The 21,997-nt window shown below is 53.3% G+C and carries 33 protein-coding genes; 15 read left to right on the top strand and 18 right to left on the bottom strand.

Going from position 1 to position 21,997, the window contains the following annotated elements:
• Positions 1–99: 99 nt before the first annotated feature.
• A complete protein-coding gene (locus ACOOFE_RS13085; RefSeq protein WP_420415327.1) occupies positions 100–1,293 on the bottom strand; it encodes an acetyl-CoA C-acyltransferase in 1,194 nt (397 codons plus the stop codon).
• A 107-nt stretch (positions 1,294–1,400) separates the two neighbouring features.
• Between ACOOFE_RS13085 and ACOOFE_RS13080 the strand changes: the two genes are divergently transcribed.
• Positions 1,401–1,952, top strand: coding sequence for a TetR/AcrR family transcriptional regulator (locus ACOOFE_RS13080; protein WP_420415326.1), 552 nt, complete (start codon positions 1,401–1,403; stop codon positions 1,950–1,952).
• Between the two features lie 109 nt (positions 1,953–2,061).
• On the top strand, positions 2,062–3,117 hold the full coding sequence (hisC, locus tag ACOOFE_RS13075) for a histidinol-phosphate transaminase (RefSeq protein ID WP_420415325.1): 1,056 nt from the start codon (positions 2,062–2,064) through the stop codon (positions 3,115–3,117).
• A 68-nt stretch (positions 3,118–3,185) separates the two neighbouring features.
• Here the strand turns inward: hisC and ACOOFE_RS13070 are convergent, their stop codons facing one another.
• The 11 genes from ACOOFE_RS13070 to ACOOFE_RS13020 form a co-directional block, all read right to left on the bottom strand.
• Complete coding sequence (locus ACOOFE_RS13070; RefSeq protein WP_420415324.1) at positions 3,186–4,610, bottom strand: peptidoglycan DD-metalloendopeptidase family protein; 1,425 nt, start codon at positions 4,608–4,610, stop codon at positions 3,186–3,188.
• 197 nt (positions 4,611–4,807) lie between these two features.
• Entirely contained in the window at positions 4,808–5,176 is a 369-nt protein-coding gene (locus ACOOFE_RS13065) for a hypothetical protein (RefSeq protein ID WP_420415323.1), read from the bottom strand.
• A gap of 40 nt (positions 5,177–5,216) precedes the next feature.
• A complete protein-coding gene (locus ACOOFE_RS13060; RefSeq protein WP_420415322.1) occupies positions 5,217–5,420 on the bottom strand; it encodes a hypothetical protein in 204 nt (67 codons plus the stop codon).
• Between the two features lie 19 nt (positions 5,421–5,439).
• On the bottom strand, positions 5,440–5,691 hold the full coding sequence (locus ACOOFE_RS13055; RefSeq protein WP_420415321.1) for a hypothetical protein: 252 nt from the start codon (positions 5,689–5,691) through the stop codon (positions 5,440–5,442).
• Between the two features lie 12 nt (positions 5,692–5,703).
• Positions 5,704–5,946 carry a hypothetical protein gene (locus ACOOFE_RS13050; protein WP_420415320.1) on the bottom strand — a complete coding sequence of 81 codons (243 nt, stop codon included), beginning with the start codon at positions 5,944–5,946 and terminating at the stop codon, positions 5,704–5,706.
• 191 nt (positions 5,947–6,137) lie between these two features.
• Positions 6,138–6,287 (bottom strand): hypothetical protein, encoded by a 150-nt coding sequence (locus tag ACOOFE_RS13045; RefSeq protein WP_420415319.1) that lies wholly within the window; start codon positions 6,285–6,287, stop codon positions 6,138–6,140.
• 12 nt (positions 6,288–6,299) lie between these two features.
• Positions 6,300–6,482 carry a hypothetical protein gene (locus tag ACOOFE_RS13040; protein ID WP_420415318.1) on the bottom strand — a complete coding sequence of 61 codons (183 nt, stop codon included), beginning with the start codon at positions 6,480–6,482 and terminating at the stop codon, positions 6,300–6,302.
• 156 nt (positions 6,483–6,638) lie between these two features.
• Positions 6,639–6,923: a hypothetical protein gene (locus tag ACOOFE_RS13035; RefSeq protein WP_420415317.1), complete on the bottom strand. Its 285-nt coding sequence runs from the start codon at positions 6,921–6,923 to the stop codon at positions 6,639–6,641.
• A gap of 12 nt (positions 6,924–6,935) precedes the next feature.
• Positions 6,936–7,160, bottom strand: a complete 225-nt coding sequence (locus tag ACOOFE_RS13030; RefSeq protein WP_420415316.1) for a hypothetical protein — start codon at positions 7,158–7,160, stop codon at positions 6,936–6,938.
• A gap of 97 nt (positions 7,161–7,257) precedes the next feature.
• A complete protein-coding gene (locus tag ACOOFE_RS13025; protein ID WP_420415315.1) occupies positions 7,258–7,581 on the bottom strand; it encodes a hypothetical protein in 324 nt (107 codons plus the stop codon).
• The gene (locus ACOOFE_RS13020; protein WP_420415314.1) at positions 7,578–8,243 is read right to left on the bottom strand and encodes a recombinase family protein; all 666 of its coding nucleotides are present in this window, start codon (positions 8,241–8,243) and stop codon (positions 7,578–7,580) included. The genes ACOOFE_RS13025 and ACOOFE_RS13020 overlap by 4 nt, the downstream gene beginning before the upstream one ends.
• 493 nt (positions 8,244–8,736) lie before the next feature.
• Between ACOOFE_RS13020 and ACOOFE_RS13015 the strand changes: the two genes are divergently transcribed.
• From ACOOFE_RS13015 to ACOOFE_RS12970, 10 genes are all read left to right on the top strand, one after another.
• Complete coding sequence (locus ACOOFE_RS13015) at positions 8,737–8,928, top strand: hypothetical protein (RefSeq protein WP_420415313.1); 192 nt, start codon at positions 8,737–8,739, stop codon at positions 8,926–8,928.
• Positions 8,929–8,944: 16 nt separating this feature from the next.
• Positions 8,945–9,709 carry a DUF5131 family protein gene (locus ACOOFE_RS13010; RefSeq protein WP_420415312.1) on the top strand — a complete coding sequence of 255 codons (765 nt, stop codon included), beginning with the start codon at positions 8,945–8,947 and terminating at the stop codon, positions 9,707–9,709.
• Positions 9,710–9,728: 19 nt separating this feature from the next.
• On the top strand, positions 9,729–10,094 hold the full coding sequence (locus ACOOFE_RS13005) for a hypothetical protein (protein ID WP_420415311.1): 366 nt from the start codon (positions 9,729–9,731) through the stop codon (positions 10,092–10,094).
• Positions 10,095–10,104: 10 nt separating this feature from the next.
• Complete coding sequence (locus tag ACOOFE_RS13000) at positions 10,105–10,383, top strand: hypothetical protein (protein WP_420415310.1); 279 nt, start codon at positions 10,105–10,107, stop codon at positions 10,381–10,383.
• 194 nt (positions 10,384–10,577) lie between these two features.
• Complete coding sequence (locus tag ACOOFE_RS12995; RefSeq protein WP_420415309.1) at positions 10,578–10,844, top strand: hypothetical protein; 267 nt, start codon at positions 10,578–10,580, stop codon at positions 10,842–10,844.
• Between the two features lie 14 nt (positions 10,845–10,858).
• On the top strand, positions 10,859–11,368 hold the full coding sequence (locus ACOOFE_RS12990) for an ASCH domain-containing protein (protein WP_420415308.1): 510 nt from the start codon (positions 10,859–10,861) through the stop codon (positions 11,366–11,368).
• A 160-nt stretch (positions 11,369–11,528) separates the two neighbouring features.
• On the top strand, positions 11,529–11,894 hold the full coding sequence (locus tag ACOOFE_RS12985) for a hypothetical protein (RefSeq protein ID WP_420415307.1): 366 nt from the start codon (positions 11,529–11,531) through the stop codon (positions 11,892–11,894).
• Positions 11,834–12,736: a phosphoadenosine phosphosulfate reductase family protein gene (locus ACOOFE_RS12980; RefSeq protein ID WP_420415306.1), complete on the top strand. Its 903-nt coding sequence runs from the start codon at positions 11,834–11,836 to the stop codon at positions 12,734–12,736. The genes ACOOFE_RS12985 and ACOOFE_RS12980 overlap by 61 nt, the downstream gene beginning before the upstream one ends.
• Positions 12,733–13,056 (top strand): hypothetical protein, encoded by a 324-nt coding sequence (locus tag ACOOFE_RS12975; protein ID WP_420415305.1) that lies wholly within the window; start codon positions 12,733–12,735, stop codon positions 13,054–13,056. Before ACOOFE_RS12980 ends, ACOOFE_RS12975 begins: the two co-directional genes overlap by 4 nt.
• Positions 13,057–13,066: 10 nt before the next feature.
• Positions 13,067–13,288, top strand: coding sequence for a hypothetical protein (locus ACOOFE_RS12970; RefSeq protein WP_420415304.1), 222 nt, complete (start codon positions 13,067–13,069; stop codon positions 13,286–13,288).
• Between the two features lie 8 nt (positions 13,289–13,296).
• Here the strand turns inward: ACOOFE_RS12970 and ACOOFE_RS12965 are convergent, their stop codons facing one another.
• The 4 genes from ACOOFE_RS12965 to ACOOFE_RS12950 all read right to left on the bottom strand — a co-directional run bounded on the left by ACOOFE_RS12965 (position 13,297) and on the right by ACOOFE_RS12950 (position 16,226).
• Positions 13,297–13,473, bottom strand: a complete 177-nt coding sequence (locus tag ACOOFE_RS12965; RefSeq protein WP_420415303.1) for a hypothetical protein — start codon at positions 13,471–13,473, stop codon at positions 13,297–13,299.
• A complete protein-coding gene (locus ACOOFE_RS12960; protein WP_420415302.1) occupies positions 13,470–14,732 on the bottom strand; it encodes a helix-turn-helix domain-containing protein in 1,263 nt (420 codons plus the stop codon). Before ACOOFE_RS12960 ends, ACOOFE_RS12965 begins: the two co-directional genes overlap by 4 nt.
• Before the next feature lie 310 nt (positions 14,733–15,042).
• Positions 15,043–15,429, bottom strand: coding sequence for a hypothetical protein (locus tag ACOOFE_RS12955; RefSeq protein ID WP_420415301.1), 387 nt, complete (start codon positions 15,427–15,429; stop codon positions 15,043–15,045).
• Complete coding sequence (locus tag ACOOFE_RS12950; protein ID WP_420415300.1) at positions 15,429–16,226, bottom strand: glycoside hydrolase family 108 protein; 798 nt, start codon at positions 16,224–16,226, stop codon at positions 15,429–15,431. The genes ACOOFE_RS12955 and ACOOFE_RS12950 overlap by 1 nt, the downstream gene beginning before the upstream one ends.
• Before the next feature lie 326 nt (positions 16,227–16,552).
• On the opposite strand from ACOOFE_RS12950, the gene ACOOFE_RS12945 reads away from it, so the two are divergent.
• A complete protein-coding gene (locus tag ACOOFE_RS12945; protein WP_420415299.1) occupies positions 16,553–17,137 on the top strand; it encodes a hypothetical protein in 585 nt (194 codons plus the stop codon).
• Positions 17,138–17,171: 34 nt separating this feature from the next.
• Here ACOOFE_RS12945 and ACOOFE_RS12940 read toward each other — a convergent pair whose 3' ends face one another.
• A complete protein-coding gene (locus ACOOFE_RS12940; protein WP_420415298.1) occupies positions 17,172–18,815 on the bottom strand; it encodes a hypothetical protein in 1,644 nt (547 codons plus the stop codon).
• A gap of 67 nt (positions 18,816–18,882) precedes the next feature.
• On the opposite strand from ACOOFE_RS12940, the gene ACOOFE_RS12935 reads away from it, so the two are divergent.
• Both ACOOFE_RS12935 and ACOOFE_RS12930 read left to right on the top strand, forming a co-directional pair.
• Positions 18,883–19,473, top strand: a complete 591-nt coding sequence (locus ACOOFE_RS12935; protein ID WP_420415297.1) for a hypothetical protein — start codon at positions 18,883–18,885, stop codon at positions 19,471–19,473.
• A 33-nt stretch (positions 19,474–19,506) separates the two neighbouring features.
• Positions 19,507–19,899 carry a hypothetical protein gene (locus ACOOFE_RS12930; protein WP_420415296.1) on the top strand — a complete coding sequence of 131 codons (393 nt, stop codon included), beginning with the start codon at positions 19,507–19,509 and terminating at the stop codon, positions 19,897–19,899.
• Between the two features lie 116 nt (positions 19,900–20,015).
• Here the strand turns inward: ACOOFE_RS12930 and ACOOFE_RS12925 are convergent, their stop codons facing one another.
• A complete protein-coding gene (locus tag ACOOFE_RS12925; protein WP_420415295.1) occupies positions 20,016–21,995 on the bottom strand; it encodes a hypothetical protein in 1,980 nt (659 codons plus the stop codon).
• Between the last annotated feature and the right edge of the window lie 2 nt (positions 21,996–21,997).

The raw sequence follows: 21,997 nt of genomic DNA, 5'->3' as shown, positions 1-21,997 counted from the left end.
CGCCTTGTCCGAAGTAATCGGCCGGAGGACCGGCGACTGCAGGACATGGCACCCGAACGGCCGAACCTCGCCGTTCGGAAATCTCATTCCGGAAAGGTGTTAGGGCAATTGAACTGCAACGGCCGTCGCCTCGCCGCCGCCGATACACAGCGCGGCAATGCCTTTCTTGAGGCCGCGCGCTTTCAAAGCGTGAATGAGCGTGACGAGAATACGCGCGCCCGTTGCTCCAATCGGATGACCAAGTGCACAGGCACCGCCATTGACGTTCAGTTTGTCGCGCGGAATGCAGAGTTCTTTTGCAGCCGCCATCGCGACAACGGCAAACGCCTCATTGATTTCATAAAGATCAACGTCGCTAGCGCTCCAGCCAGTTTGTTCCAGCAACTTTTGGATGGCCGGGATCGGTGCCGTCGTAAACCACTCGGGCGCCTGACTGTGTGTTGTGTGCCCAACCATCCGGGCTAGCACAGGCATATTTTGGCTCACGGCAACATCTTCACGGGTCAAGACCAAGGCCGCTGCCCCATCCGCATTTGCTGAAGAACTCGCGGCCGTTATTGTGCCATCAGTTCCGAAGGCTGCCCTTAGCCCGGGAATCTTCTCCGGGTTGATTTGCGGCGGGCGCTCATCGGCATCGACAACAAGCGTCCCTTTGCGGGTTTGAACCGCGACCGAGGCGATTTCTCCGGTAAAAGCATCGCCCGCGACGGCGCTCTGCGCCCGCTTTAATGTCTCTACGGCATAGGCGTCCTGATCTTCCCGGTTGAACTGGTATTTTTCTGCCGTTGCCTCCCCGAATTCGCCCATCGGGCGGCCGGTTTCATAGGCATCTTCCAGACCATCGCGCATCATGTGATCGATGACTTCCGCAGATCCGGCTTTCCGTCCGCCGCGCATCTCAGGCAATAGAAATGGCGCGCCGGACATGGATTCCATGCCGCCTGCGACAATGATTTGGCCATTACCAGCTTTCAGCAGGTCGTGCCCGAGCATCACAGCTTTCATGCCGGATCCACAGACTTTATTGATGGTGGTGGCGCCGCAAGCATCCGGCAGACCCGATGCTCTGGCCGCCTGACGCGCAGGAGCTTGACCAAGCCCTGCCGGCAAGACACAGCCCATGATGGTCTCACTGACGCTGTCTGCCGCAATTCCGGCATCAGACATGGCTTCTGCGATGGCGGTCGCGCCAAGCTTTGTTGTTGGCACCGATGCCAGTGATCCCATGAACGCACCCAAAGGCGTGCGGCGGGCTGCGCTGATAACGACTGACATGTATTGTGTGTCCGGCATTCTGTCACCTCGTTCAATTTGCACATAGATTATGAATGTAATCTTTGTTGTCAATAAAAAGATTATGATTATAATCCAAGTCGGAAAACAGGAGGAAACCGGTGAGAGTGAGCCGCGAAGATGCCCAGGAAAACCGCCAGCGTGTTGTCGAAACAGCCAGCCAATTGTTCCGCGAACACGGCTATGACGGGATTGGAATTGCCGGCCTGATGAAAGCATCTGGACTGACAAATGGCGCTTTCTACAAACAGTTTGCCAGCAAGGACGCGCTGATTGCAGAGGCAACCGCCCATGCCCTGTCGGAAAACCTCGACCATTGGCGCAACAGCATTCAATCGACCTCAAACAGCGCCCCAGGCGAATCTGTTGCCAAGTGGTATCTGACCAAAACTCACGAGGAAAAACGGGCGACAGGCTGCACCTTTGCGGCCCTTGGCGGTGACGCTCCGCGCCAGGGCAAAGAAGTCCGCCAAGCTTTTGATAAAGGCCTTCGCGAAACGCTTACGCTTTTGGAGGAAGAAACTACTGGCGGCGAGACAGAAAGTTCAAAGGCTGCCCTCAGGCAACTGTCGCTCATGGTGGGGGCTTTGGTTCTCTCCCGCGCCGCAGAAGATCCGGATCTGAAGACAGCTTTTTTGGAAGCTGCAGCTCAAGAATGACGTAACTCAACCTCTCCTTGGCTCTGCAACAGTCATTCGGTGCTGGCACAAGAATTAAACTGCCACTACTGTTCTATAAGCGAATGTATTTCCGACATAGGACAAGATCATGAGCAGGTTCTGGAGCCCGATTGTCGATCGTCTGGTGCCCTATACGCCGGGCGAACTGCCAAAAACGTCCGATGTCATCAAGCTCAACACCAATGAGCATCCTTACGGCCCCTCGCCTCAAGCCCTGAAAGCCATCCAGGAAGAAACCGATGACCGGCTGCGGCTTTATCCGGACCCGGGTGCGGTCGAACTGAAACGGGCGATCGGTGGTTCACACCGGTTGGACAAGGATCATGTTTTTGTCGGTAATGGGTCCGATGAAGTCCTAGCACATGCCTTCCGCGCCTTTTTCACCGGCAAAGACCCAATCCTTTTCCCCGACATCACCTATTCCTTCTATCCCACATATTGCCTCTTGTTCGGCATTGAGTGCCGCAAGGTTCCGCTGACCGATGGGTTCGAAGTTGATCTGGCCGATTACCAGAACCAGCGCGGCGGTATCATTCTGGCCAATCCGAACGCCCCGACCGGCATTGCCCTCCCGCTGAAAAGCATAGAAACCCTGCTGTCACAAAACCCGGATTGCGTGGTGATCATCGATGAAGCTTATGTCGATTTTGGCGGGGAAAGCGCGGCAAGCCTGATCCCGGACCACGACAATCTGCTTGTCATTCAGACCTTCTCAAAATCGCGCGGATTGGCTGGTATGCGAGTCGGGTTTGCACTTACCCAGACGCACCTGATTGAAGCGCTGAACCGGGTGAAGGACAGCTTCAATTCTTATCCGCTTGGACGCCTGTCTCAAGCAGCGGCCCTCGCCGCCTGGGATGACAAAGATTGGTTCGAAACAACACGCCATGAAGTGATGGCTGGACGCGACACCCTCACCGCCCAATTGACCGGGCTAGGGTTTACCGTTCTGCCGTCAGCAACGAACTTTGTTTTTGTCAGCCATCCCAAAGTAACGGCGGCCAGCCTTCACGCTGCGCTCAAGGCGGTGGGCATTCTGGTGCGCCACTTCAAACAGCCGCGCATTGAAAACTGGCTTCGGATCACGGTCGGCACATCGGATCAATCGGAACGGCTTGTGGACGCCCTCAAACGCATTCTCTAGCAGATTGGTTTCCGCCAACAAAAAGCCCGGCACGATGGCCGGGCAATTTCCTAAGGCATGTCCGCCGTTTAGCGGCGCGGCAGATATTTTAAAGGATCCACCGGCTTGTTGCCCTTGCGCAGTTCGAAGTGCACCTGCGGCTGGTTGACCGAGCCGGTCGCACCGGCAAGCGCCACAGCATCGCCGCGGCGGACTTTATCCCCGCGCTTGACGTTCAAGACGCTGTTGTGCGCGTAAGCGGACACATATCCCTCATCATGGCGCACAAGAACCAGATTGCCGTAGCCTTTAAGTTCATTGCCGGAGTAAATCACCGTTCCGTCACCGGCTGCTTTCACCGGCGTTCCCTCCGGAACGGCCAAGTTGACGCCTTCATTCCGTCCACCACCCGGTTTTGCTCCAAAGTCGGAAATAATCCGGCCACGCACTGGCCAGCGGAATTTGGCTGAAGACTGGTCTGCCTTGGGCTGAACAGCGGCAACTTCAATCGGTTTTTCTGGTGCTGCTTCCGTTTTTGCGGGGGCTTCCGGTTGGATATCAGGTGTGGTGATCGCAGTGGTTTCGACCTTAATTGGCTTATCTGGACCCGTTGCAATCTGCCGGACTGGCTGGCGCCGCGGCGCTGGAACTGAACTGGACGAAACTGTTGCCGGAACCGAGGCCGTTACAATTGGCTGGCTGGCTTCACCGGGCTTTCGCTTTGGCAAAGTGCTCGCCGGAACGGCAGCCGTTACAGTTGCAGGCGGCGTGTTTTGTGTCAGCTGGGCAAATGTCGGCTGCTCATAAGGTTTGCGGTCCGGACGTGGCGCGGCCCGTGCGACAGTCGGAATAGATCCTGTCACGAGAGAGTCGCGGCTTGCGACAGGCGGCAGCTTGACCTTGCTCGCGCTCGATGTGCCGTAATGATCCGCATAAACATAGGTTGGGATCAAAAGTGATTGACCAGGACGGATATGAGACGATGTCTTGAGCCCATTCACAGAGGCCACTGCCTTAACCGGAACGCCATACCGCCGGGAAACGGATGCGAGCGTGTCGCCCTGACGTGATTTGACCCGAGTTCCGCCAGCAGCGGTCCAGCCCTTCCAATCTTTACCGGCTGCAGCCACTTCAGGTGCTGGCAGCGCAGCAACTTGCGGTGTTGTAATGCGCTGCGGCTTTGGCGCACTTACAACGGCTGGCGTTGTAACCGACGCCGGCTGGACCGGTGCATAAACGGGCTGTGGCTGGCTCGGAATGGAACCGGTGGAAACCGGCGCTGACGCAGTTTGCGGCAATCCGGCTGCAGTGCCCCCAGGACCATTGATAATATCCTGATAGGATGGCTGAGCAGGCGCAGATCCATTCATGATCTCGCGCTGATTATTTGTGCTGGCGGTGTAATAAGGATCCGGTCCAAACCGTTCACTCGCCGACGAACACCCTGCAAGGGCGGCGGCACCAAGTGTAACTGTTGCGACTTTTCCCAGAAGTTCCCTGCGGAGGAAACGCATCCGCTTTTTCATCGTCTCAACCCAAACTGCTGACAATGGCTGCTTTGGTTAAGATTAGAAACGAGTAAGGTTAAAAAAGAATTATGAAATTATTGAGCTTTTGCCTGCCGCACCCAGAAATAAACGCAGAATTCTACTATTGATTTTGCTTTAGAATTTCGCCTGCCCGCCGCACCTAAAAACCTAGTCTTTAGCCCTCACATCAACCGCACCACATTTTCAGCCCCGCCCGGACTTGGTTCCCCAGAATCAATCACCACTCTTATTCCTTGGCGAACGAAGAGACGGTCATTTCGTCGCGTGGCGCGTGCTGCTTCATAGCCGAGCTTAATAAGTGCAAAAGTGCTGGAGGCTGCTAACAGCTCAATCAAGTTATTTCCGGACGCGTCCCACACCTCAAGCCGGAATGTGAGGGATTTTAAATGCGGGTCCGGATCGTGGGATTTCATCAGGCGCCGGGCAACAGTCTCGGCTGTATCAGGCGTTAGCGTAACGTTTTTGCCCTTGGCTGCCCTTTCACCGATCAGTCGGGCCAGATCTTTTTCTGTTGTCCATTGCGCGTACATGTTCTGGTTATGTTCGCAATGAGCGAGCTGGTCAAGGCTCCTACTGAGTCACAGTTTCAAGTATTGCCACATCTTCAGTTTCGGTGATCTTGATTGTCTCAGGATCTGCATTCCGCAAATCCTCCAAACTTAGAACAATCCTACCGCCAGCGTTCGCGACGAGAGCCGCACAGAACTGTTCCATCGACTTTACGCGCGATGACAGGTCGGAGACTTGATCAGCTAATTCCGCTTTAGTTGGCATCTCGGCTCCACTATTTCGATCATGAATAATTGAACACACGGCCTTTGCTGAGCTGATCGGCCTTACTCAAAGAGAGGTCATAAACTTCCATCACGCGCTGCATGTTTTTGCCGTCGTATGCTTCTACAACCTTTTTTGCGGATTGACTGGGTTTGACAAAAACCGGGTAATCGTCGTGGTCGAAAGTGTCACAGACGACAACCATATGCGTCGCTTTCTGCTCAACTCCTTGATCAAACCATTTGCCTATTTCTTCTTGTGTTGCTGCCATCCCATCGGCTCCTTAACTTTCGTAGTCTTTTAGCAAATCTGGATCGAGCGGAAGCCAGCCTAGAGGCTCGCGAAGCTCGATGTCATTAGCAGCCGGATCTTCACCAAACTTTTCACCGACGACACGCCAGCAATCCCAAACATCCTCGCCGTTCGGACCTTCACGCAGCCAACTGCAATCGTAATATTCAGCAACCGCCGTTTTGCCTTCCGGCAGAAACAGCTGGATCGGCGTATCTCGCGGCGCATCCTTCATCGGCCTCAAGTCATCCGCTCCATCATTTGAACGGTGAAAACATCATTGTGATGCCCAAAACAGCTAGGCCAAAAATGAACAGCGTTAGCCAGATGTTCCAATGTTCAACCATCTGCCTCGGCTCCGTTGTAGTTCGGTATAATTTGCAGACTTGGATTAAACCAAACAGGCCTTTCGGTTTAATCCGCCCCTTAATAACCGCGCTTGAAATGCAAAAACAGGTAGACAGGCCAGAGAAGCCCGAACAGCGAATCTGCCCCAAGCCCACGTGAACGAGTGAGGCCAACGAGCGCGGCGCCAATGGCGATGTAAGCCATTACGAGCGACCAAAATATCTCCATCAGCTCGGCTCCCTATATGTCACGCTTCTGCTTTTCGAAATAAAGCTCATCTCGGCGCTCATACCAAAACTCACCTGGCGAGCCGCCGTGATCTTCAAACCCTTCGCTGATGACATCGTTCACGCGCTGCAACTGAGCATCTAGCGCCGCATCATCCAATCGACCGGCTGGAATAAAATCAAAGATCATGCTCACGGCTCGGCTCCTTCTGAGTCACGGGTTTGAAAAGCTGAATGGCCCAAACCGAAGAACCGGGTCCATTTCAACCGAATGATCCATATGCGGCCAATGCCAGACAAATGGCGTGAAGATGATGCATAGGTATTTCATCGTTCTCGGCTCCGGTATTGCTTAAGCCATTTTTGAAACGACATATGCCGATTGCACCAGATTGACCCCTCGTTGACAGGCAAAATCCAGGACCCGTTCTAACTTGCCATTCAAAATTCGCGCATTTGTCACCTTAAAGTCAGACAGCATACCGGCAACGCGCACAACATCTGTACTGCTGAACATGGTCTTTTGTCCGAGTTTCAAAGATAGACTGCGGAGTGTGTCCCGCTCGAGATCATTTGCATCCATCTTAAACACAGAGAATGCCAGCGCAGCCTCAAAAGCCTTCTGACGTTCAAACATTTCCAGGCTCCACTATTTGATACCTACGATTTTTCCAAGCAGGTGACTTCCGCCCTGGTTTCGAAAGTGGATCTCGCCCTTCGGCACTGTCGGATCGACAGTGATTTTCAGACCAGCGGCCTTATCCTCTAAGCGTTCAACTTCCGCCTGCCACTGGTCGCGCATGGACCGAGCAAAGTTCAATTCGCTCTGCGCCTCATCGTGCCAGCGCCTCAGCAGTTTGTGCTCGTTGAACATGTCACCGGCTCCCTCTGAGTCACAGTTGAAATTGAAACAGCGGCGACCGGATTCCCCGATACTTCGGCTAAACCTTATCCATTCGGACCGCTGTTATTTATGACTTAAGCTTTGCGGGTTGTGACCAAGTGCCACCGCCATCGCACCTTTGGTAGTGACCGCTTTGGAGACCTACTTGAGCCCCTTCAGAGTAAATGGAGCCTTGGTACACACAAAACTGGTTCTTGCCGGTGGCGTCCCATGCGCCATCCTCACAGGCCCTTCCACCAATACCAATTCCTGGTGAGTATTCCGTACCGTTGAAAAAACAAGTCTTTGTAGTTTCTGGTGTTTTACCATTGCCTGCGGACTCCGCCGATACGCTATAAGCGCTGAGCGCAAATACAGCAGAAGCCAAACAAACTTTAATCAAACTCATCATTCACTATTCTCCCCGTCAAATTCATCCCTGACAGCCATATCGGCCAGGAATGCCTTGCGCTCGCCCTCAAAATGTCGACGCAAAGTTGCAACGGCATAACCATACTTCTTATGGAGTTTTCTCCAAGTCATAACTGGGTCGGCGAGGTCTTTTCGTAAGGCTTTGAGTTTCTTTGGGTCATCCTTCTCCAACCGCTGAACCAGCGTTGGGGGGCCTGGGTGCCAGCCCCGTTTCCGCGCCGCGTCCATTCCGGCTTTTGTTCGTTCTGCCGTCAAATCCCGTTCCAGCTGCGCCAGAGATGCCAGCAAATGAAACATGAATTTCCCCATAGCCGTGCGGGTGTCGATGCTGTCTTGCAGGCTTACGAAATTGACTTCCCACTTCTCGAAATAGGCCATTAATTCGATCAACTCGGCAACGCTGCGGCCCAGGCGATCCAGCTTCCAAACAACCAGCGTGTCACCCTCTTGAAGGTGCAGCTTCAGTATCTCCAACTGCCGCCTCTTCACGCCGTAAGCTGATCGCTTCTCCTGAAAAATCTGCTCACAGCCATAGTCCTTCAGAGCCCTGATTTGCAGGTCCAGGTTCTGGTCTTCCGTGCTGACACGGGCGTAACCGAACACCTTCGTCTCAACACCATGCTTGTTGGTTTTCTTTTCCAAACCTGATCACACCCGGCGATATTTTTTCAATTTCTGAAGCGTTTTTCCTTCTTAAATTGAGTCACGAACCTTGTCCACTTTCTTAACATGTGGTAAACAACAATTCAAGCACGAACTGAGTCACAATTTTGATGTTGAATTTCGCAGATCGGCAGTGCTGAAAGCAGAAGTACCGGGGCACAGATGCAGCCCACGATGACCTCGCCCGGAAGGTGGCTGAAAGAGATGCCGGGAGCAGGAGTAGCGCCCTGCCCGATCTGCAAAGTTCAGAGAAGAGAGAAGGCCCGGATGATGTTTTACGTGCGTAGACGATCTGCTCCGTTCCCTTTCAAAGTTTCAACCAGAAGCCTGCGGGAGAATTTTAAGTCTCGGAAAATGATGAAGCTCAACATCATGCGCAGCAGCGGAATGCTGAAGACCGGCCCATTCACTGATTACCACGGGCGCGTGTGGCCAGCTTGGAACCGCCTCAAAAGTATAGGGATCAGATGACATGGAATTTTCGGTCAATATCGGATGGTGGGCGGTGCCGGTCTTTGTGACAATTCTCGCCTTCACCGTCGCGGGTTTGAAATTTGTCCCGTCCGGTGATTACGGAGCTGGCAGCATCTTGAACGTAGGCTTTCTAATGATCGCTTCAATCGTATCCCTGATCGCGTGGCTGATCTACGCGCTCGCAACGTGACTCGAAAGGCCCCACGATGGCAGAAAATAGCGGCATAGAGTGGACACACCACACCTATAATCCGTGGATCGGCTGCACCCGTGTAAGCCCAGCATGTGATCACTGTTATGCGGAGGCATGGGACCGGCGCGGCATGCAGCAAAAGCAAAGCCGTTGGGGACCGCGTGCGACAAGAACACGGACTAAGACCCGTCCGAACCTTCGGAAGTGGGACCGGAAAGCCGCTGAACTCAGTGTCCGGTATCGTGTCTTTTGTGCCAGTCTGGCTGACATTGGCGACAATCACCGATCTATCGAAGCACCCTGGCGGCGTGATCTGGTGGCGGATATTCGCGCCTATCAGAACCTTGATTTTCTGTTGCTGTCTAAGCGTCCGCAGAACATGCCGAAACTCTATCCGGATTTGATGGAAGACTGGCCGGTCAATGCGTGGATGGGAGCCTCAACCGAGAACCGTGAAGAGATGCTGAGACGCGGCGAAGCATTGGCCGCCCTGCCCGCTCAGATTACGTTTTGGAGCGCAGAGCCGTTGGTTGGCGACCTTGGCCCGATACCGCAAGAAATCTTGCCGTCGTGGGTCATCACTGGCGGCGAGAGTGGCGCGCAATATCGCCACGCCGACCCGGACTGGTTCCGATCACTGCGCGACCAGTGCGCCGCCGCTGGCGTCCCGTTCCTTTTTAAGCAATGGGAAGGCCGCGACCAGAAGGAAATCAAAGCCAAAGGCCGCGAGCTGGATGGCGTCATTCATGACGGCTATCCGCAGCCGCTAGCAGCGTAATCAGAAAGGCCCCCGACCAATGGACACAATGATTTATCGCTTCGATAAAACAGGTAGCCCAGAATATGACTGGGTTTCGGGTGGACACGGCAGGACGCCGGAAGAGTATCCGTATTCCTTCGATGCACACTTCATATGGAAGAGCGCCGGAGTGGATGAAGCCAGCGCCATCTATTCCGACCGGATGTGGCAGTGGGATCGGAAGAAAGCAAAAATTGCTTTTCAGGACCGGCAAGCAGCTCGACGCCTAGGCCGGAAAGAGGCCGAAGCGATCATCGACCGGTACTATGACGGCAAATATGAGTGCGTCGGCTATGCCTACGGATGCAACCAATCCAACGGCTATCCGTATGGGATTTTCTTCATCCGCGAAAAACAGAAATAGAGGCCCGGATATGAGCCAAGAAATCAAACACTATTGCGACAATTGCAAAGCGCTCATTTCCCATAACGATTGGGAGGACGGCTTAGATATCTACGGTGTGCAGGTCGTCGGCTCTATCGAATTGCAGTTCACCGCCAAGACTGATTGCGGGCGCTCAGGCTCCCCGCCAACATTCATAAACGGTGGCGAGTTTTGCGGGACGAAATGCGCAGAAGCCCATCTCGAAAAACAGATCAAAAAGGCCACAGAAAAAAACCCTGATTGGGTTTGTGGCGTGACCGAACAATAGAGGCCCGGAAGATGCGAGACACGCCACCCGACGTAATCGAAATTGCGGTCAAATTCCGGTCTTGCAACAACGGCTATTGCGTTCGCGAAGACGATGAATGTGGCGAGAAAGAATGCTGCCTAGAACAGCGTCACATAGAAGACGCGATCCTCGCAGATCGAGCCAGCCGAAAAACTGAAAACTGAGGCCCGGACATGAATATCGTTCTAAAAGACAACTGGCCCGAAACTGACCCCTACGGGATTTCCCAGGCTGACCATCCAGAGGAAGCAATAGCAATTCAGACCGGTGTTTTCGGCCAGGGTTTGCAAGTCTGGTCTATGTGCCAACCGAAAAACGCTAGCACGATTTTTGCCGCCGCCCTCGCCTTTAATTGCACCCCTGATCAGATCCGCCATGCGGTTGAGCAACACCCGTACTTGTTCGTTTGCGGAGACAAGATTGAGCACGACGGCGAGTAAGAAATAGAGGCCCCATGACCATGGACGACTTGCCAGAACTCGCATTATCCGTTCGCCAGCCGTGGGTATGGGCGATCATCTACGGTGGCAAGGACATCGAGAACCGTAGTTGGCAAGCCGTCAATCATGGCCTGAAACGGCGCGGTCGCATTGCCATCCATGCAGCCAAGGGCATGACCCGCGACGAATACGATAACACTAGGGATTTCATTGCCAATATCGGCGGTGAAGCTCCTGCTGCTATCGATCTGCGGCGCGGCGGCATCATCGGTTCGGTCGAGGTTATCGACGTAGTGTCCAAAAGTGAAAGCCCTTGGTTCTTTGGGCCTCGCGGGCTTGTCCTCCGCGACCCAAAACCGTGCAGCTTCATCCCCGCTGTTGGGCAACTTGGGTATTTCAAATGGGAACGTGCCGACCCATCGATTTTACCGGAACCAGCGAAGTGGATGGATGACGGCGAACCCTTCACCGGCAGGTCGGTCAAACCAGTCGAAATGCCGCTTTTCAACCCTGTGACTCAGTAGGCCCGGCAGATGAAATCGTGTCCACGAAAAGTCATCATCCCGCGCAGGCCGATGGTGTGTTGGTACGTCGAGGGCCGAAAGCTTTTCGCAACAGAAATCAGTCCCGCCATCCGTGCGATGTGGGGACTCGGCAAATACCAGAAATAGAGGCCCCCGACCAATGGACACAATGATTTATCGCTTCGATAAAACAGGGAGCCTAGAATATGACTGGGTTTCGGGTGGACACGGCAGGACGCCGGAAGAGTATCCGTATTCCTTCGATGCACACTTCATATGGAAGAGCGCCGGAGTGGATGAAGACAGCGCCATCTATTCCGACCGGATGTGGCAGTGGGATCGGAAGAAAGCAAAAATTGCTTTTCAGGACCGGCAAGCAGCTCGACGCCTAGGCCGGAAAGAGGCCGAAGCGATCATCGACCGGTACTATGACGGCAAATATGAGTGCGTCGGCTATGCCTACGGATGCAACCAATCCAACGGCTATCCGTATGGGATTTTCTTCATCCGCGAAAAACAGAAATAGAGGCCCGGCAGTTGCTTGCACCGAAAGTAGATCTCTCGCCATATTTGCTTCCTGAAGGCCACGTCCACATTGCCTTCAGCGGCGGGCGCACAAGCGCTTTCATGCTGCATCAAATCCTTGAGGCAAATGGAGATTTGCCGGATCGTTGCGAGGTTTCATTTCAAAACACCGGTAGAGAAATGCCCCAGACCTATGACTTTGTGGCCGAGGTCGGGCGGCGTTGGGGTGTTGAAATCACCTGGCTTGAATATCGGCCAGACAAGCCGCTTTTTGAGGTCGTCGGATATCAGGGCGCAAGCAGAAACGGGGAGCCATTCGACGCCCTGATCGCCAAGAAAAAGGCACTTCCAAACCAGGCGCAGAAATGGTGTTCAGCACAACTGAAAAGCTTGACCGCCAAGCGCTATCTTGTCGCAAAAGGCTGGAAGACTTGGTCCAATTTCATTGGGTTCCGGGCCGATGAACCTCATCGTAACGCCTTCCAGGACAACCGAGCGCGGGCAATTCTCCCCCTGCGGGTGGCTGGAGTGTCCAGGCATCATGTCATTGCGTTTTGGCAAAGGCAGCCATTCGACCTCTCTTTGCCTGTTGTCAACGGTCGGACCATCGGCGGGAACTGCGATGGATGTTTCTTGCAATCAGAGGCAACCATTGCGGCCTTATCGCGGGACCATCCGGCTCGCGCCTCTTGGTGGGAAAAGCATGAAAACAACGTCGGCCACACCTTTTCCAAGCGGTTCAGTCGGCGAGAACTGCGAAAGTTCATGGAGCGCCAGGGAGATTGGGCTCTCTCTACTGAAGGCGCGTTGTGTCAGAAGAACGAAGGGGAATGCACAGAATGAACGCCACTGAACCAACTTTCTGGGCTGAAATTGCCATTGCTGGCGATTATGACGACGCCCGGAGGGCTTGCCGCCAGTTCTGCGAAAGTGGTCTCTGCGTGACCGTGACACAGACCTCATTCGTCTACACAGGCGGCGAGCAGTCCGGCGTCCTCGTGCGGCTGATCAACTATCCGCGCTTTCCGTCTGGACCGTATGGAATCGAAGAGAAGGCAATGAAGCTGGCAGAGCATTTGCGCGCCGCTCTCTACCAAGATTCATTCACCGTGATCACGCCTGAAAAATCGACGTGGTTCACACGACGAGAAACCGAACAATAGAGGCCCGGACATGGACGACGTGAAGGAAAAGGTAATCAACGATCTGCTCGAAGCTCTGAAGATCAGGCACGACGATGCTGTCATGTCAGACGAGCCGGGCGTTGCGCTCATCCCATACTTCTCACATGGACGTATGCAAGCGCATGAGATTGATCTGGATTACTTGGCACAAGTTGCCGTTTCAAGACTGATCATTGAAGGCTTCATCCCAGCAGAACAACTCGTGAAATAAAGGCCTGTCTACCCCTTAGCCTTTTTAAGAAGCCTCAAAAATTCTATGCGGTCATGGATTAGTTTGTGAAAGTCCTGCAAGCGCTCGTAGCTGAAGGCAAAGGCCTGATCGTTGAATGATATGATCGTGGAATCTTTATCCTCGACGCCGCCGATTTTGATTTCTTTGACGATGTGGTCTGTCATGCCGCCTCCAAAGATACAGCCTTGCGACGAATTGGCTTCAAGTTGACCGACGCGCGGGATTGTTCACCCTCTTCCTTATCCAGGGTGATTGAGATCAGAGAGCGGGGAGAGTTATATTTTCCGGAATGGTGGGCGTCAGGCGGGGCTATCGTCCGCATGCACTCCACATGAACGCCTAATACGTCCTTGGCGATATGGTGATGCAAATGACCATGCAGGAAGAGCCTATAATAGGTTTCGCCCCAGTCCTTGGCGCATTCTGTTGCCATCGACCCCGCCATTTCTTCCGGCTTCATTCTATGGCCGTGGTGAAGACCGATAAGGTTCATCCCCCACCGGCAAAACCAGTAATCGGCCTCTGAAGTATCAACGGTAACGCGAGGCTCATTCCGGAAATGCTCTTGAAGCGCAAGGCAAAGCCCTATCCAGGAATGCAGATCATGGTTCCCGCGAACCACCTTGATAATCACTTTCTCATGATGGGCTAAGCACCGATACGTGTGGAGAATAGCCAGTTGAACACCAGCGCGGACAGCCCGGAAAATTGAACTCGACACTTCCAGAATATGCCCAGAACGCGGGGTCATATTCTTGTCGTCATCCTGGTGCGTCCAATCCCCGAGGTAGGCGACCAAAGCCGTGCCGCCCTTTGGGGACTTCTGAATGATTTGTGCCGATTTTTCGTTGAAGAGGTTTTGCGCCCTCTCCAAATCATAATCCTCGCCGGATTCCTCAGCCGTGGCGCGAAGAGATAAATGAAGATCAGCAAGTGGGTAAATCGTGAGAAGGTTTTCGTTTTCAGTATGCTGCGCTGGAAAAGCCTTTAGCCGCGTCCAGGGGAGTGTTTTCACGAAATCCTTCGTCAGCTCCACCACCTGGAAAGGCGTGAGCTTATCCCAATCGTGGCGTATCCATTCCTTTTCAATTTCACCGCTGGCGCCAACCTGCGTTGTTACCTTGCCAATGAACCGACCGGCAGGCAGTTTAAATTCCTGCCCAACCTCATGAGTGTATTTGACGGACGTGGATTTGACTTGCCCGTCTTTACCTATCTGCTCGGAGAGCTGTTTAAGCTCAAAGCCTTCCGGGGCCTTTGGCACCCTACCGGTCAGACCTTGCTTTTCAGCAGATTTAATCCGGTTTCTAAAAGTGCTCCGGCTAATTCCTAGGGCGATAGCCGCCGCCCTCTTACTTCCATGCTCCTGGAGCGCCTGGACGGCTTCTAGAGCTGTTTCTTCATCCAGTGGCTGGAATGTCATTCAAGCGCACCTCTCTAGACCGGAACGCGGCTCGCAGCCCTTTTCAGTCGGCCCTGCAAAAGACGGGTGACAAGACATAAAAATAGCCGCCCAAATGAGCGGCTGGATCCAGAGGGGCATGAAACGCCTCCTGACTATGATTTAAACCATGTGTTTTTGACCTTGGCCGCGATCTGGACAAGCAGCCAAATCACCCCAAGGATCGGGAGAAACAACCTCGCCTCACTTGCAAAGAACTCTATCCAATCATGCAGGTACGGATATGATACCGCGACCGCTGCAACTGGCGCTGTTGCTACGTCTTGTCTTGTCACCTACGCCCCCGTATTGCGCTAGAAATTGCTTGAAGAGACGCCACCCCTGCACCGGAGCCAAACACAGCCGCAAAAATCTGGTTGGCATAGGGCTTAACGCTGTCCGGCAGGTCGTCTATTTCGCCCGAAAACAGAAAAACCGTGTCCAGGCAGATTGTCGCCCACCAGACACCAAGCGGAACTGCAAAGAGCGCCCACGTCCACCAGAACACACGCGATTGCATAGCGGTCTGACGGGTTTCTGCTGCTGTTCGAACGTATTCGGAGACAACCTTTGCTCGGATAGCTTGACGTTCTGTGTCGTTGTCTATTGCGTGGTCTACGGAGCTTAGAAGCCTGTCGAGAACGCCGCCCGTCAGCCAGGATAAGATAGCTTTGAACATCAATCATCTTCCTGCATGCGCTTGATAAAGAAGTAAGCGCCAACAAGGGCAGCGACCACAAAGATGAACGCTAGCCCCCACTGCACTGGACCTGTTCCACTCAAGAAGCCACCCGCGCCTGTTAGTGCTGTGACGCCGGTCGCAACACCTTGAGGCGTTTTCCATGCAGTAAATGGGCTTTTATCTTCCGGCTTGGCTTTGGGAATTGGCGCATCACCTGCAACATGATCAGCAACCGGATAATTCATCGCAAACTGCTTGGATTTAGTTCGCACGTCACCAACCCGGCGCGACCATCCTTTGCCGAATGTCTTCCAGGTTTTCAGGCGCTTCATAAAGGCCAAGCGTCGATTACAAATCTGGTCAATGATCGTTGCCGAGGATAAACCGCTGATTTTGAGTGCGGCCAATGTCATCGGCCCAATAACGCCATCCACCTTCGCCCCGACCACCCGCTGAAGCTCTTTCGAAGCCCGCCCCGGCCCTGAGTTCACCGAGTAGTCGTAGCAGCAATAATCAACACCTGCTGGAAGCTCGTCCGCCCGGATCGTGTCCCAGTACTGCGCCTTGTAAATCTGGATAGCCTCGTCACGAGTCAGCGCTTTCATGTCCGCTGCTGTGACGTTTCCCCCACGCCAGCCAATGAGTGTTGGTGCTGCAATACCGAAGTTAGTGCCGATCAATCGGCCTCTACCGACCTTGCCTTCTGACCAGTTCCCAGGGTCTCCCCTGTGATCAGTGTATCCGCCCTCATGCGCGAACAAGAGGGGCCGAACCTTTTCAAAGGTTGCCTTCATATTTCACCTGATTGTTTGGAGATAAGCCTGAGATTCAGCCATTCTTTAAGGAAGAAAAACCGCCTGTGCAGCGGGCCGAAAATCCATTTTTGACACCAACTTCAAACTGTTGCTACTCTGCGTTGATTAAAGAGCTGGGGTACTTATTTATCAGTATGGAAATTGTTCGCTGGCAAAATTCACTAAGCCATCAATAACACGGGAAAACCCTGGAATTTTCAGGACAAATCGCTTAAGAGTAGGTCAATGTTTTCGCCGTATTGTTTAAGTAGCGTTCAGCTCCAGCGTGTAACAGTTCAAATCGAACGGCATTTGTGGAGCGTGCCATGAACTCCATCAACGGTGACACCATCGTGGAAATCAAGCTTAAGCATATCACTTGGTATTCTCTCGGAGCTGCGATCGTTTTTTGCGGCGGAATTTACGCCCTGCATGGATTCCTTGCCGGAGACATCTCGAGCCTTCGTGTGTCCGTAGATTCTGCTAATGAAAGAACCCACCAAGCGCGCGATGCGGCAAGAAACGGCGATGATGAACTCCGCAAGGAAATCTCTACGCTGATCGCAGAAATGCGGAACAACGCCAAAGGCCTGCGCCAAAACAATGCTGCGCTTTCAGACACATCAGCAACACTGGCCGGTCTAGCTGGCGAAATGGCAACCCTTTCTGACAGCGTCCAAGGCTTGAACGGCACTGTGGCGACGATCAATGGCCGCCTAACAGATTCAATTAAGCGCCAACAAGCGTTTGAAGAAGCAGTATTATTTTATCTAGTACCAGCCGGTGACGCCCAAGGCATCTATAAGGTACCTGAAGACTGGCAAGAAACACAGGATACCTTGTACAAAAACGTCCTTGAGCGCGGTAACCCTGTTACGAACTGGCTGAATATCTCCAGCGAAAGCAAGTAATCAAAGCAGGTTGTGGTTCTTCCGGCCTGATGTTTTATCCATCAGCGCCGTAAGAGCCGCTCTCGCGGCCACCCATGCCGCCGCGCCCCCCTCCGCCACGGGAGCCGCCACGGCCACCACCAGATCCGGAATTTCCGACTGAACTGCCGAATGCTCCGCCAAGATCACGCGATAGACCTTCCATAAGCCCGATAGCAAGGCCCTGATCACGAAGGGCAGCGTTATAAGCCGCTACTCGTCCATCACGAGGAAGCCCGCCGAACGGATCAATGTTCGGGTTTCCGGTAAATCCACGCATGGCGCCCATGTAGTTGGTCAAGAAATCCTGTTGCGTGGCGAAAGGATTGCCCATCGTCATATCACGAGCATAGCCAAGGGCCTGAGTGTTTGCGCTCGGGGAGCCGTCAAAGAAGCCGCCGAGACCACCAAGCCCGCCAAAACCGTTGCCCATGAGAGCTTGAGCACCCCGCACTGCTGTGGGCGCAAGGCCACCAACAACCATTCCAGGAAGCCCGCCGGTAAGGGCGCCTATGACTGCCCCGCGTGCGTTGCTCTTGTCGAACCAGTCAAAGTCCTTTTCTTTGTCCTTTGATTTTTCTTCCTGCTGCGAAGTCAAGGCCTCTGGGGCTTGATACCCAATGGCTTCAGGTCGCGATGCGATAGTTTGAGGTGCGTCGAGTGCCGGTAGCCCTGTTGTGGTCGCCGCTGTTGACTGATTTGGTGTGCCAAACGCATTGAAAGCTTGATCAAATCGACCAGTAGGCACTCCGTTATCAAAAGCACTAAATGCTTGGTCAAAACGGCTTGAGGGTACGCCCGCAACTCCCGTGGCTGAAGTGGGTCCAAAAGCGTTGCTGACATCCGCTGTAACACTCGCTTGATGCGAAGGGCTGAACCCTTGGGTAGCTGTCGCGGTTGCTTGAAAACCCTGCTGGTTTTGAGAAGTGGGTGCACCTAAAGCGCCCATCAATTCAGCTACGGTTGAAACAGGAGCGTCATAGCTTCCCATTCTCTCAGCGAGCGGGCCAACTGCATTGTCTGAAAAGGACGGATTAGACAGGTTATCGCGCTTTGCCGATGGAGAAGGAACGCCGCCACGATCCGCAACAGCAAGACCGTCAATTCCTGGCATGGATGGCATCGAGCCCAGGGCTTCCCAACTCGTATCAACGGGAAGCGAGACATATGAATTGTGTTTGTCTCTTTCCATTACGGCTGCGAGTTCAGGGCTTATCGTTGCCCCGCGTGCAAGCGCATCGGCAACTTTACTGCCGTATCTGTCAGTCATGCGCCCTACATGCTGGAGCACCGAGCCATTTCGATCCTTCTTACTGTATTGCCCAACTCTGCCGGTCAGAATAGCTGAGTAGATGTCCTTGAGGCCCATTCCAGGTCGCACACCTGTGTGCTGAAGGTATTCCTTCACCGGCCCCTTCAACTGTTCAACAAAGGACATCCCCGGTTTGACGCCGAAATAGGATTGGTTTCTTGGGCTGAACTGGATCAACCCTTTGAAAGTCCCCTTCCCTGTACCGTCTCGGTTCATGCCGCCCATGATGTCGGGGCTCATAGTCCCAATAGTTTCGTAGGCAATGGCAGTGGCGAGATCATTTGGAGAGATCCCAAGATCATCAGCGACCTCGTTAATCGCTTGAACTTGCTCGTGGTCAAGCTGCATTAAGACTCACCCTTGATTGCATGGCTCTGCGCAGTTACAATCGTTTCTGCGGCAAGAGAGGTTTTGAATGTTTCGAACTTTGGTTGTGTTACTGGCGTTCACCGGTAGCGCCATTGCCAGTCCAGTCTATTCAATTGACAATTCAGACGGCACGAGCCTCGCTTGCGTAAGCGAGCTGACAACCGATCAACATCAAAAACTATGGGTTAACCTCATCGCCCAACTCGAAGAGCGGGGCTACGAACGCGAAACGTGGGGCGCAAGAGATAACGGCGACTTCACAGACGGCAAACATACCGTGTTCGTGAGCCAAGCCGCTGAAGGTATCTGTGTACAATATTTCTCGGCTGGCCAACCGCAGATCCCAATCATGCATGAGAAGGTAGCTTTCAAGCCTATTGAGTTCTGCCCAGTTCCTAACGCCCCGTTTGTTTTGACCTATGGCGGGGACACAATGACCATTCAGCGAGGCGAAGATTTAGCTCGCTGCTCGCTCACAGAGGGCGCGACGTTCGAATGCCGGGAAAACATAATCAAGTCTGACGACGAAAACGACTACTTCGTTCAAGCCCGCGTTGCAAAGCAGGGCCAAGTCCTGATTTTCACCCCGCCCGGCAATGAACCCCAGCAATTCATTTCCCGCTGCGATGCTTATTGAGCTTCAAAGCCCCGCAATTTTTTAGAGGGCCATATGACCGACCAAAAACCGAGCCTATCAATCAAGCTGACAAAAAAGGGCCTTCTGCTGACTATGAAGGGTGGAGACACTGAGCAGGCCGTTGAATTTCCGCTTCATGAAGCTTCTAAGTTCTTCCTGGCGTTCGGAACTGGCATGAATGAAGCCATCAAACGAAGAATGGGACAGGTTGAAGACCCAGGCGAAACAGCTAATGTTTTACCTCTTCAAGCGGATAAGTTTGCGGTCACCGATGAGGACGGGAAAACCTATCTCAGTGTTCGCTTTGCCAACTTCCCTACCCTTCGCATGGAAGTCCCGAAAGAGGCTTTGGAACCTACCGGCATAAAGCTTGTGGCAAGCAGTAAGGTCGAACAGATGTTTGGCGCTGAAGCTCTTGTGAACTAGGAGGCGGATATGAAGAAAGAGCCTACCGAAGAAGAAAAACAGCAAACCCTTTTTTGGGATTGGATCGGCGCGATAATCGTTGTTGGAGCTGTCTTCATTTATAAGGTGTTCTGGGCTTAAAAACCCGACACCAAGCCGACTGTTGCCCGCTGATTTACAGCGGGGCTTGCAATGATCGCATTTAGTTTCTTCTGGAAAGCATTGAAAGCAGCTGAGTTACCCTTAGAAACCTCAGTCAGCAACTTCTGAGCCTGTTGCGGATCACGGGTAATTAATATCTCTGCTGCTCGCTTCAATTGCTCTTCCGGCAAGCCCTTGGCTGGGTTAAGCGACTTTGCACCAAACTGGATAGCAAGATCGACCAAGCCGCTCATATCACCACGCAGAGTCCGTGTTGCAGCGCCAACTAAAGACCCTGTATTCAAGTCACCAGCTGCGTACAGATTTTCTGCGGTATCCGAACCACCCTGAATTTTCTGACGTGCAGCATTGAACTCGGCACTGTTTTCCATCTGGCGTCTGAACTTGGCGAATTCACCCTTATCCGGCCAAAGCATTCCGAGTACGCGTTGCGCCCTCTCAGAACCGAACAGCCCTCTAATTGCATCCCGGTTCAAATCACCTTTTTCGATTTTGTGTTTTAAATCAGAAGAAAATGCTTTCCTAAGCGAAGCCACTTGAGTTGGTGCCATATCATCTAACAGGAATTCGATTTCGTCTGCCGATTTGCTCGTAAGCTTCAACCCAAGATCGGCAGCATCTTGAATTTGTGAGGCAGTCGCGTAGGCCTGACGTACTTTACGAAGGTTGGGCGAAGCCCCATCAATTACGGACCTCATTTCCTTTTCAAGGTTCTTTAGTGCTGGCGCGACCGCAGATCCATCTCTATAGGCCTTCGAAGTTGCAGACTTAATGCCGCGCCGGATAATTTCTGCTTCTTCCAGGGACGGAAGTCTGGAGAAAGTTACAGTGTCGGCGGTTTCATCCAATGAAGCGATAAGGTTTTTGCCGAACGGACGGCCCTCAACCTGCGCTAGGGCTCTTGCTTCCTTCAGTGCGGAAGCTGGAATTCGACCCGATTGCATTAAATCATCAAGTGCAAACGGCGGGCCTTTCTTGCCCCAATTTTGGGCAAAAACGGCGGTGTAGGCCTTATCTGCCCCGGCCCCTTTAGCCTTTTTAAATCCATCAAGCCAGCGATAGAAATTAGGTTCAGCATCCATTGCCTGCGCAACCTTTTGCCGAGCGGCAGACCGGTTTGCATCATAGCCTTGATCCAGGGATTCCTTTATCATTCCACGGGATTTTGACGGCTGCTGATAGACAGATTTAGTTAGTCTGGTCAGTGCTTGATCTTGCTGCGCAATGTTACGTCCATCGCGCACCCCGTCAATCAGATCATCAGTCGCTAGGCCTGCCCGATTGGCTGCTTTTTTTACAAGATCTATGCCCGCCTGCTGCTGCTGCCCCTTCGGGTTTAGTTTGCTACCAACGTAGTTGGTTGCCCGTCGTGCACCTTCACCCGCAGTCGGCACAGCTCCGCCCAAGAGCGCACCCGTCACCCCCCCAATAGCAGCGCTATCAATACGGTTTTCAAGCCCACCTTCGCCAGACCCGAAACCGTATGCGCCTCCATAAGCCGCCCCCTCGCCCATCCCGGCTGCAACACGTTTCTTGAGCCCTTGGCCAGCAGTTCTGCCGATCAAGGTCGCCCCTTTGCTTGCAAGGCCTGCACCAGTCGCAACACCCCCGGCTAATTCTGCGGCAAAGGCCGTTCCAGGGTTTTCTTCTCTAAACTGTTCCTGTTGTCCACGTTCGGCAGCTAAAGCGTCGTCGTAACGCTCACCAAAGGATTTTGAATAATCAAACCACCCACCGCCCGGTGTTTTGCCCAAGACACCAGCTTCCAAAGCCGTTAATTCATCACCCAGACCAAATGTTACACCCTGAGTAAAGGAGTCTACGACGCCCTCTGGTTTAGTCTGCACGCCTATGGTCTGTTCTGTTTTGATGGCCTTTGCAAGTTTGGTCGCGGCAGCGGTGTCCCCAGCCTTGTGTGCATTCACAAGCGCGCGTTTTGCCTTTTCGATATCCATGT

The sequence above is a fragment of the Roseibium sp. genome (assembly GCF_965216085.1).
Classification (GTDB): Bacteria; Pseudomonadota; Alphaproteobacteria; order Rhizobiales; family Stappiaceae; genus Roseibium.
This window is presented reverse-complemented; position numbering and strand designations above follow the sequence as displayed.

Coding starts and splice junctions, on each gene's coding strand:
- ACOOFE_RS13055 (WP_420415321.1), bottom strand. CDS start 5,691: ATGGCAGCAACACAAGAAGAAATAGGCAAATGGTTTGATCAAGGAGTT.
- ACOOFE_RS12945 (WP_420415299.1), top strand. CDS start 16,553: ATGAACTCCATCAACGGTGACACCATCGTGGAAATCAAGCTTAAGCAT.
- ACOOFE_RS12940 (WP_420415298.1), bottom strand. CDS start 18,815: ATGCAGCTTGACCACGAGCAAGTTCAAGCGATTAACGAGGTCGCTGAT.
- ACOOFE_RS13010 (WP_420415312.1), top strand. CDS start 8,945: ATGGCAGAAAATAGCGGCATAGAGTGGACACACCACACCTATAATCCG.
- ACOOFE_RS12955 (WP_420415301.1), bottom strand. CDS start 15,429: ATGTTCAAAGCTATCTTATCCTGGCTGACGGGCGGCGTTCTCGACAGG.
- ACOOFE_RS12925 (WP_420415295.1), bottom strand. CDS start 21,995: ATGGATATCGAAAAGGCAAAACGCGCGCTTGTGAATGCACACAAGGCT.
- ACOOFE_RS13070 (WP_420415324.1), bottom strand. CDS start 4,610: ATGCGTTTCCTCCGCAGGGAACTTCTGGGAAAAGTCGCAACAGTTACA.
- ACOOFE_RS12970 (WP_420415304.1), top strand. CDS start 13,067: ATGGACGACGTGAAGGAAAAGGTAATCAACGATCTGCTCGAAGCTCTG.
- ACOOFE_RS12950 (WP_420415300.1), bottom strand. CDS start 16,226: ATGAAGGCAACCTTTGAAAAGGTTCGGCCCCTCTTGTTCGCGCATGAG.
- ACOOFE_RS13005 (WP_420415311.1), top strand. CDS start 9,729: ATGGACACAATGATTTATCGCTTCGATAAAACAGGTAGCCCAGAATAT.
- ACOOFE_RS13035 (WP_420415317.1), bottom strand. CDS start 6,923: ATGTTTGAACGTCAGAAGGCTTTTGAGGCTGCGCTGGCATTCTCTGTG.
- ACOOFE_RS13065 (WP_420415323.1), bottom strand. CDS start 5,176: ATGTACGCGCAATGGACAACAGAAAAAGATCTGGCCCGACTGATCGGT.
- ACOOFE_RS12975 (WP_420415305.1), top strand. CDS start 12,733: ATGAACGCCACTGAACCAACTTTCTGGGCTGAAATTGCCATTGCTGGC.
- ACOOFE_RS12960 (WP_420415302.1), bottom strand. CDS start 14,732: ATGACATTCCAGCCACTGGATGAAGAAACAGCTCTAGAAGCCGTCCAG.
- ACOOFE_RS13050 (WP_420415320.1), bottom strand. CDS start 5,946: ATGAAGGATGCGCCGCGAGATACGCCGATCCAGCTGTTTCTGCCGGAA.
- ACOOFE_RS13030 (WP_420415316.1), bottom strand. CDS start 7,160: ATGTTCAACGAGCACAAACTGCTGAGGCGCTGGCACGATGAGGCGCAG.
- ACOOFE_RS12995 (WP_420415309.1), top strand. CDS start 10,578: ATGAATATCGTTCTAAAAGACAACTGGCCCGAAACTGACCCCTACGGG.
- ACOOFE_RS13045 (WP_420415319.1), bottom strand. CDS start 6,287: ATGGAGATATTTTGGTCGCTCGTAATGGCTTACATCGCCATTGGCGCC.
- ACOOFE_RS12935 (WP_420415297.1), top strand. CDS start 18,883: ATGTTTCGAACTTTGGTTGTGTTACTGGCGTTCACCGGTAGCGCCATT.
- hisC (WP_420415325.1), top strand. CDS start 2,062: ATGAGCAGGTTCTGGAGCCCGATTGTCGATCGTCTGGTGCCCTATACG.
- ACOOFE_RS13085 (WP_420415327.1), bottom strand. CDS start 1,293: ATGCCGGACACACAATACATGTCAGTCGTTATCAGCGCAGCCCGCCGC.
- ACOOFE_RS13060 (WP_420415322.1), bottom strand. CDS start 5,420: ATGCCAACTAAAGCGGAATTAGCTGATCAAGTCTCCGACCTGTCATCG.
- ACOOFE_RS13015 (WP_420415313.1), top strand. CDS start 8,737: ATGGAATTTTCGGTCAATATCGGATGGTGGGCGGTGCCGGTCTTTGTG.
- ACOOFE_RS13000 (WP_420415310.1), top strand. CDS start 10,105: ATGAGCCAAGAAATCAAACACTATTGCGACAATTGCAAAGCGCTCATT.
- ACOOFE_RS13025 (WP_420415315.1), bottom strand. CDS start 7,581: ATGATGAGTTTGATTAAAGTTTGTTTGGCTTCTGCTGTATTTGCGCTC.
- ACOOFE_RS12930 (WP_420415296.1), top strand. CDS start 19,507: ATGACCGACCAAAAACCGAGCCTATCAATCAAGCTGACAAAAAAGGGC.
- ACOOFE_RS12980 (WP_420415306.1), top strand. CDS start 11,834: ATGCAACCAATCCAACGGCTATCCGTATGGGATTTTCTTCATCCGCGA.
- ACOOFE_RS12990 (WP_420415308.1), top strand. CDS start 10,859: ATGACCATGGACGACTTGCCAGAACTCGCATTATCCGTTCGCCAGCCG.
- ACOOFE_RS12985 (WP_420415307.1), top strand. CDS start 11,529: ATGGACACAATGATTTATCGCTTCGATAAAACAGGGAGCCTAGAATAT.
- ACOOFE_RS12965 (WP_420415303.1), bottom strand. CDS start 13,473: ATGACAGACCACATCGTCAAAGAAATCAAAATCGGCGGCGTCGAGGAT.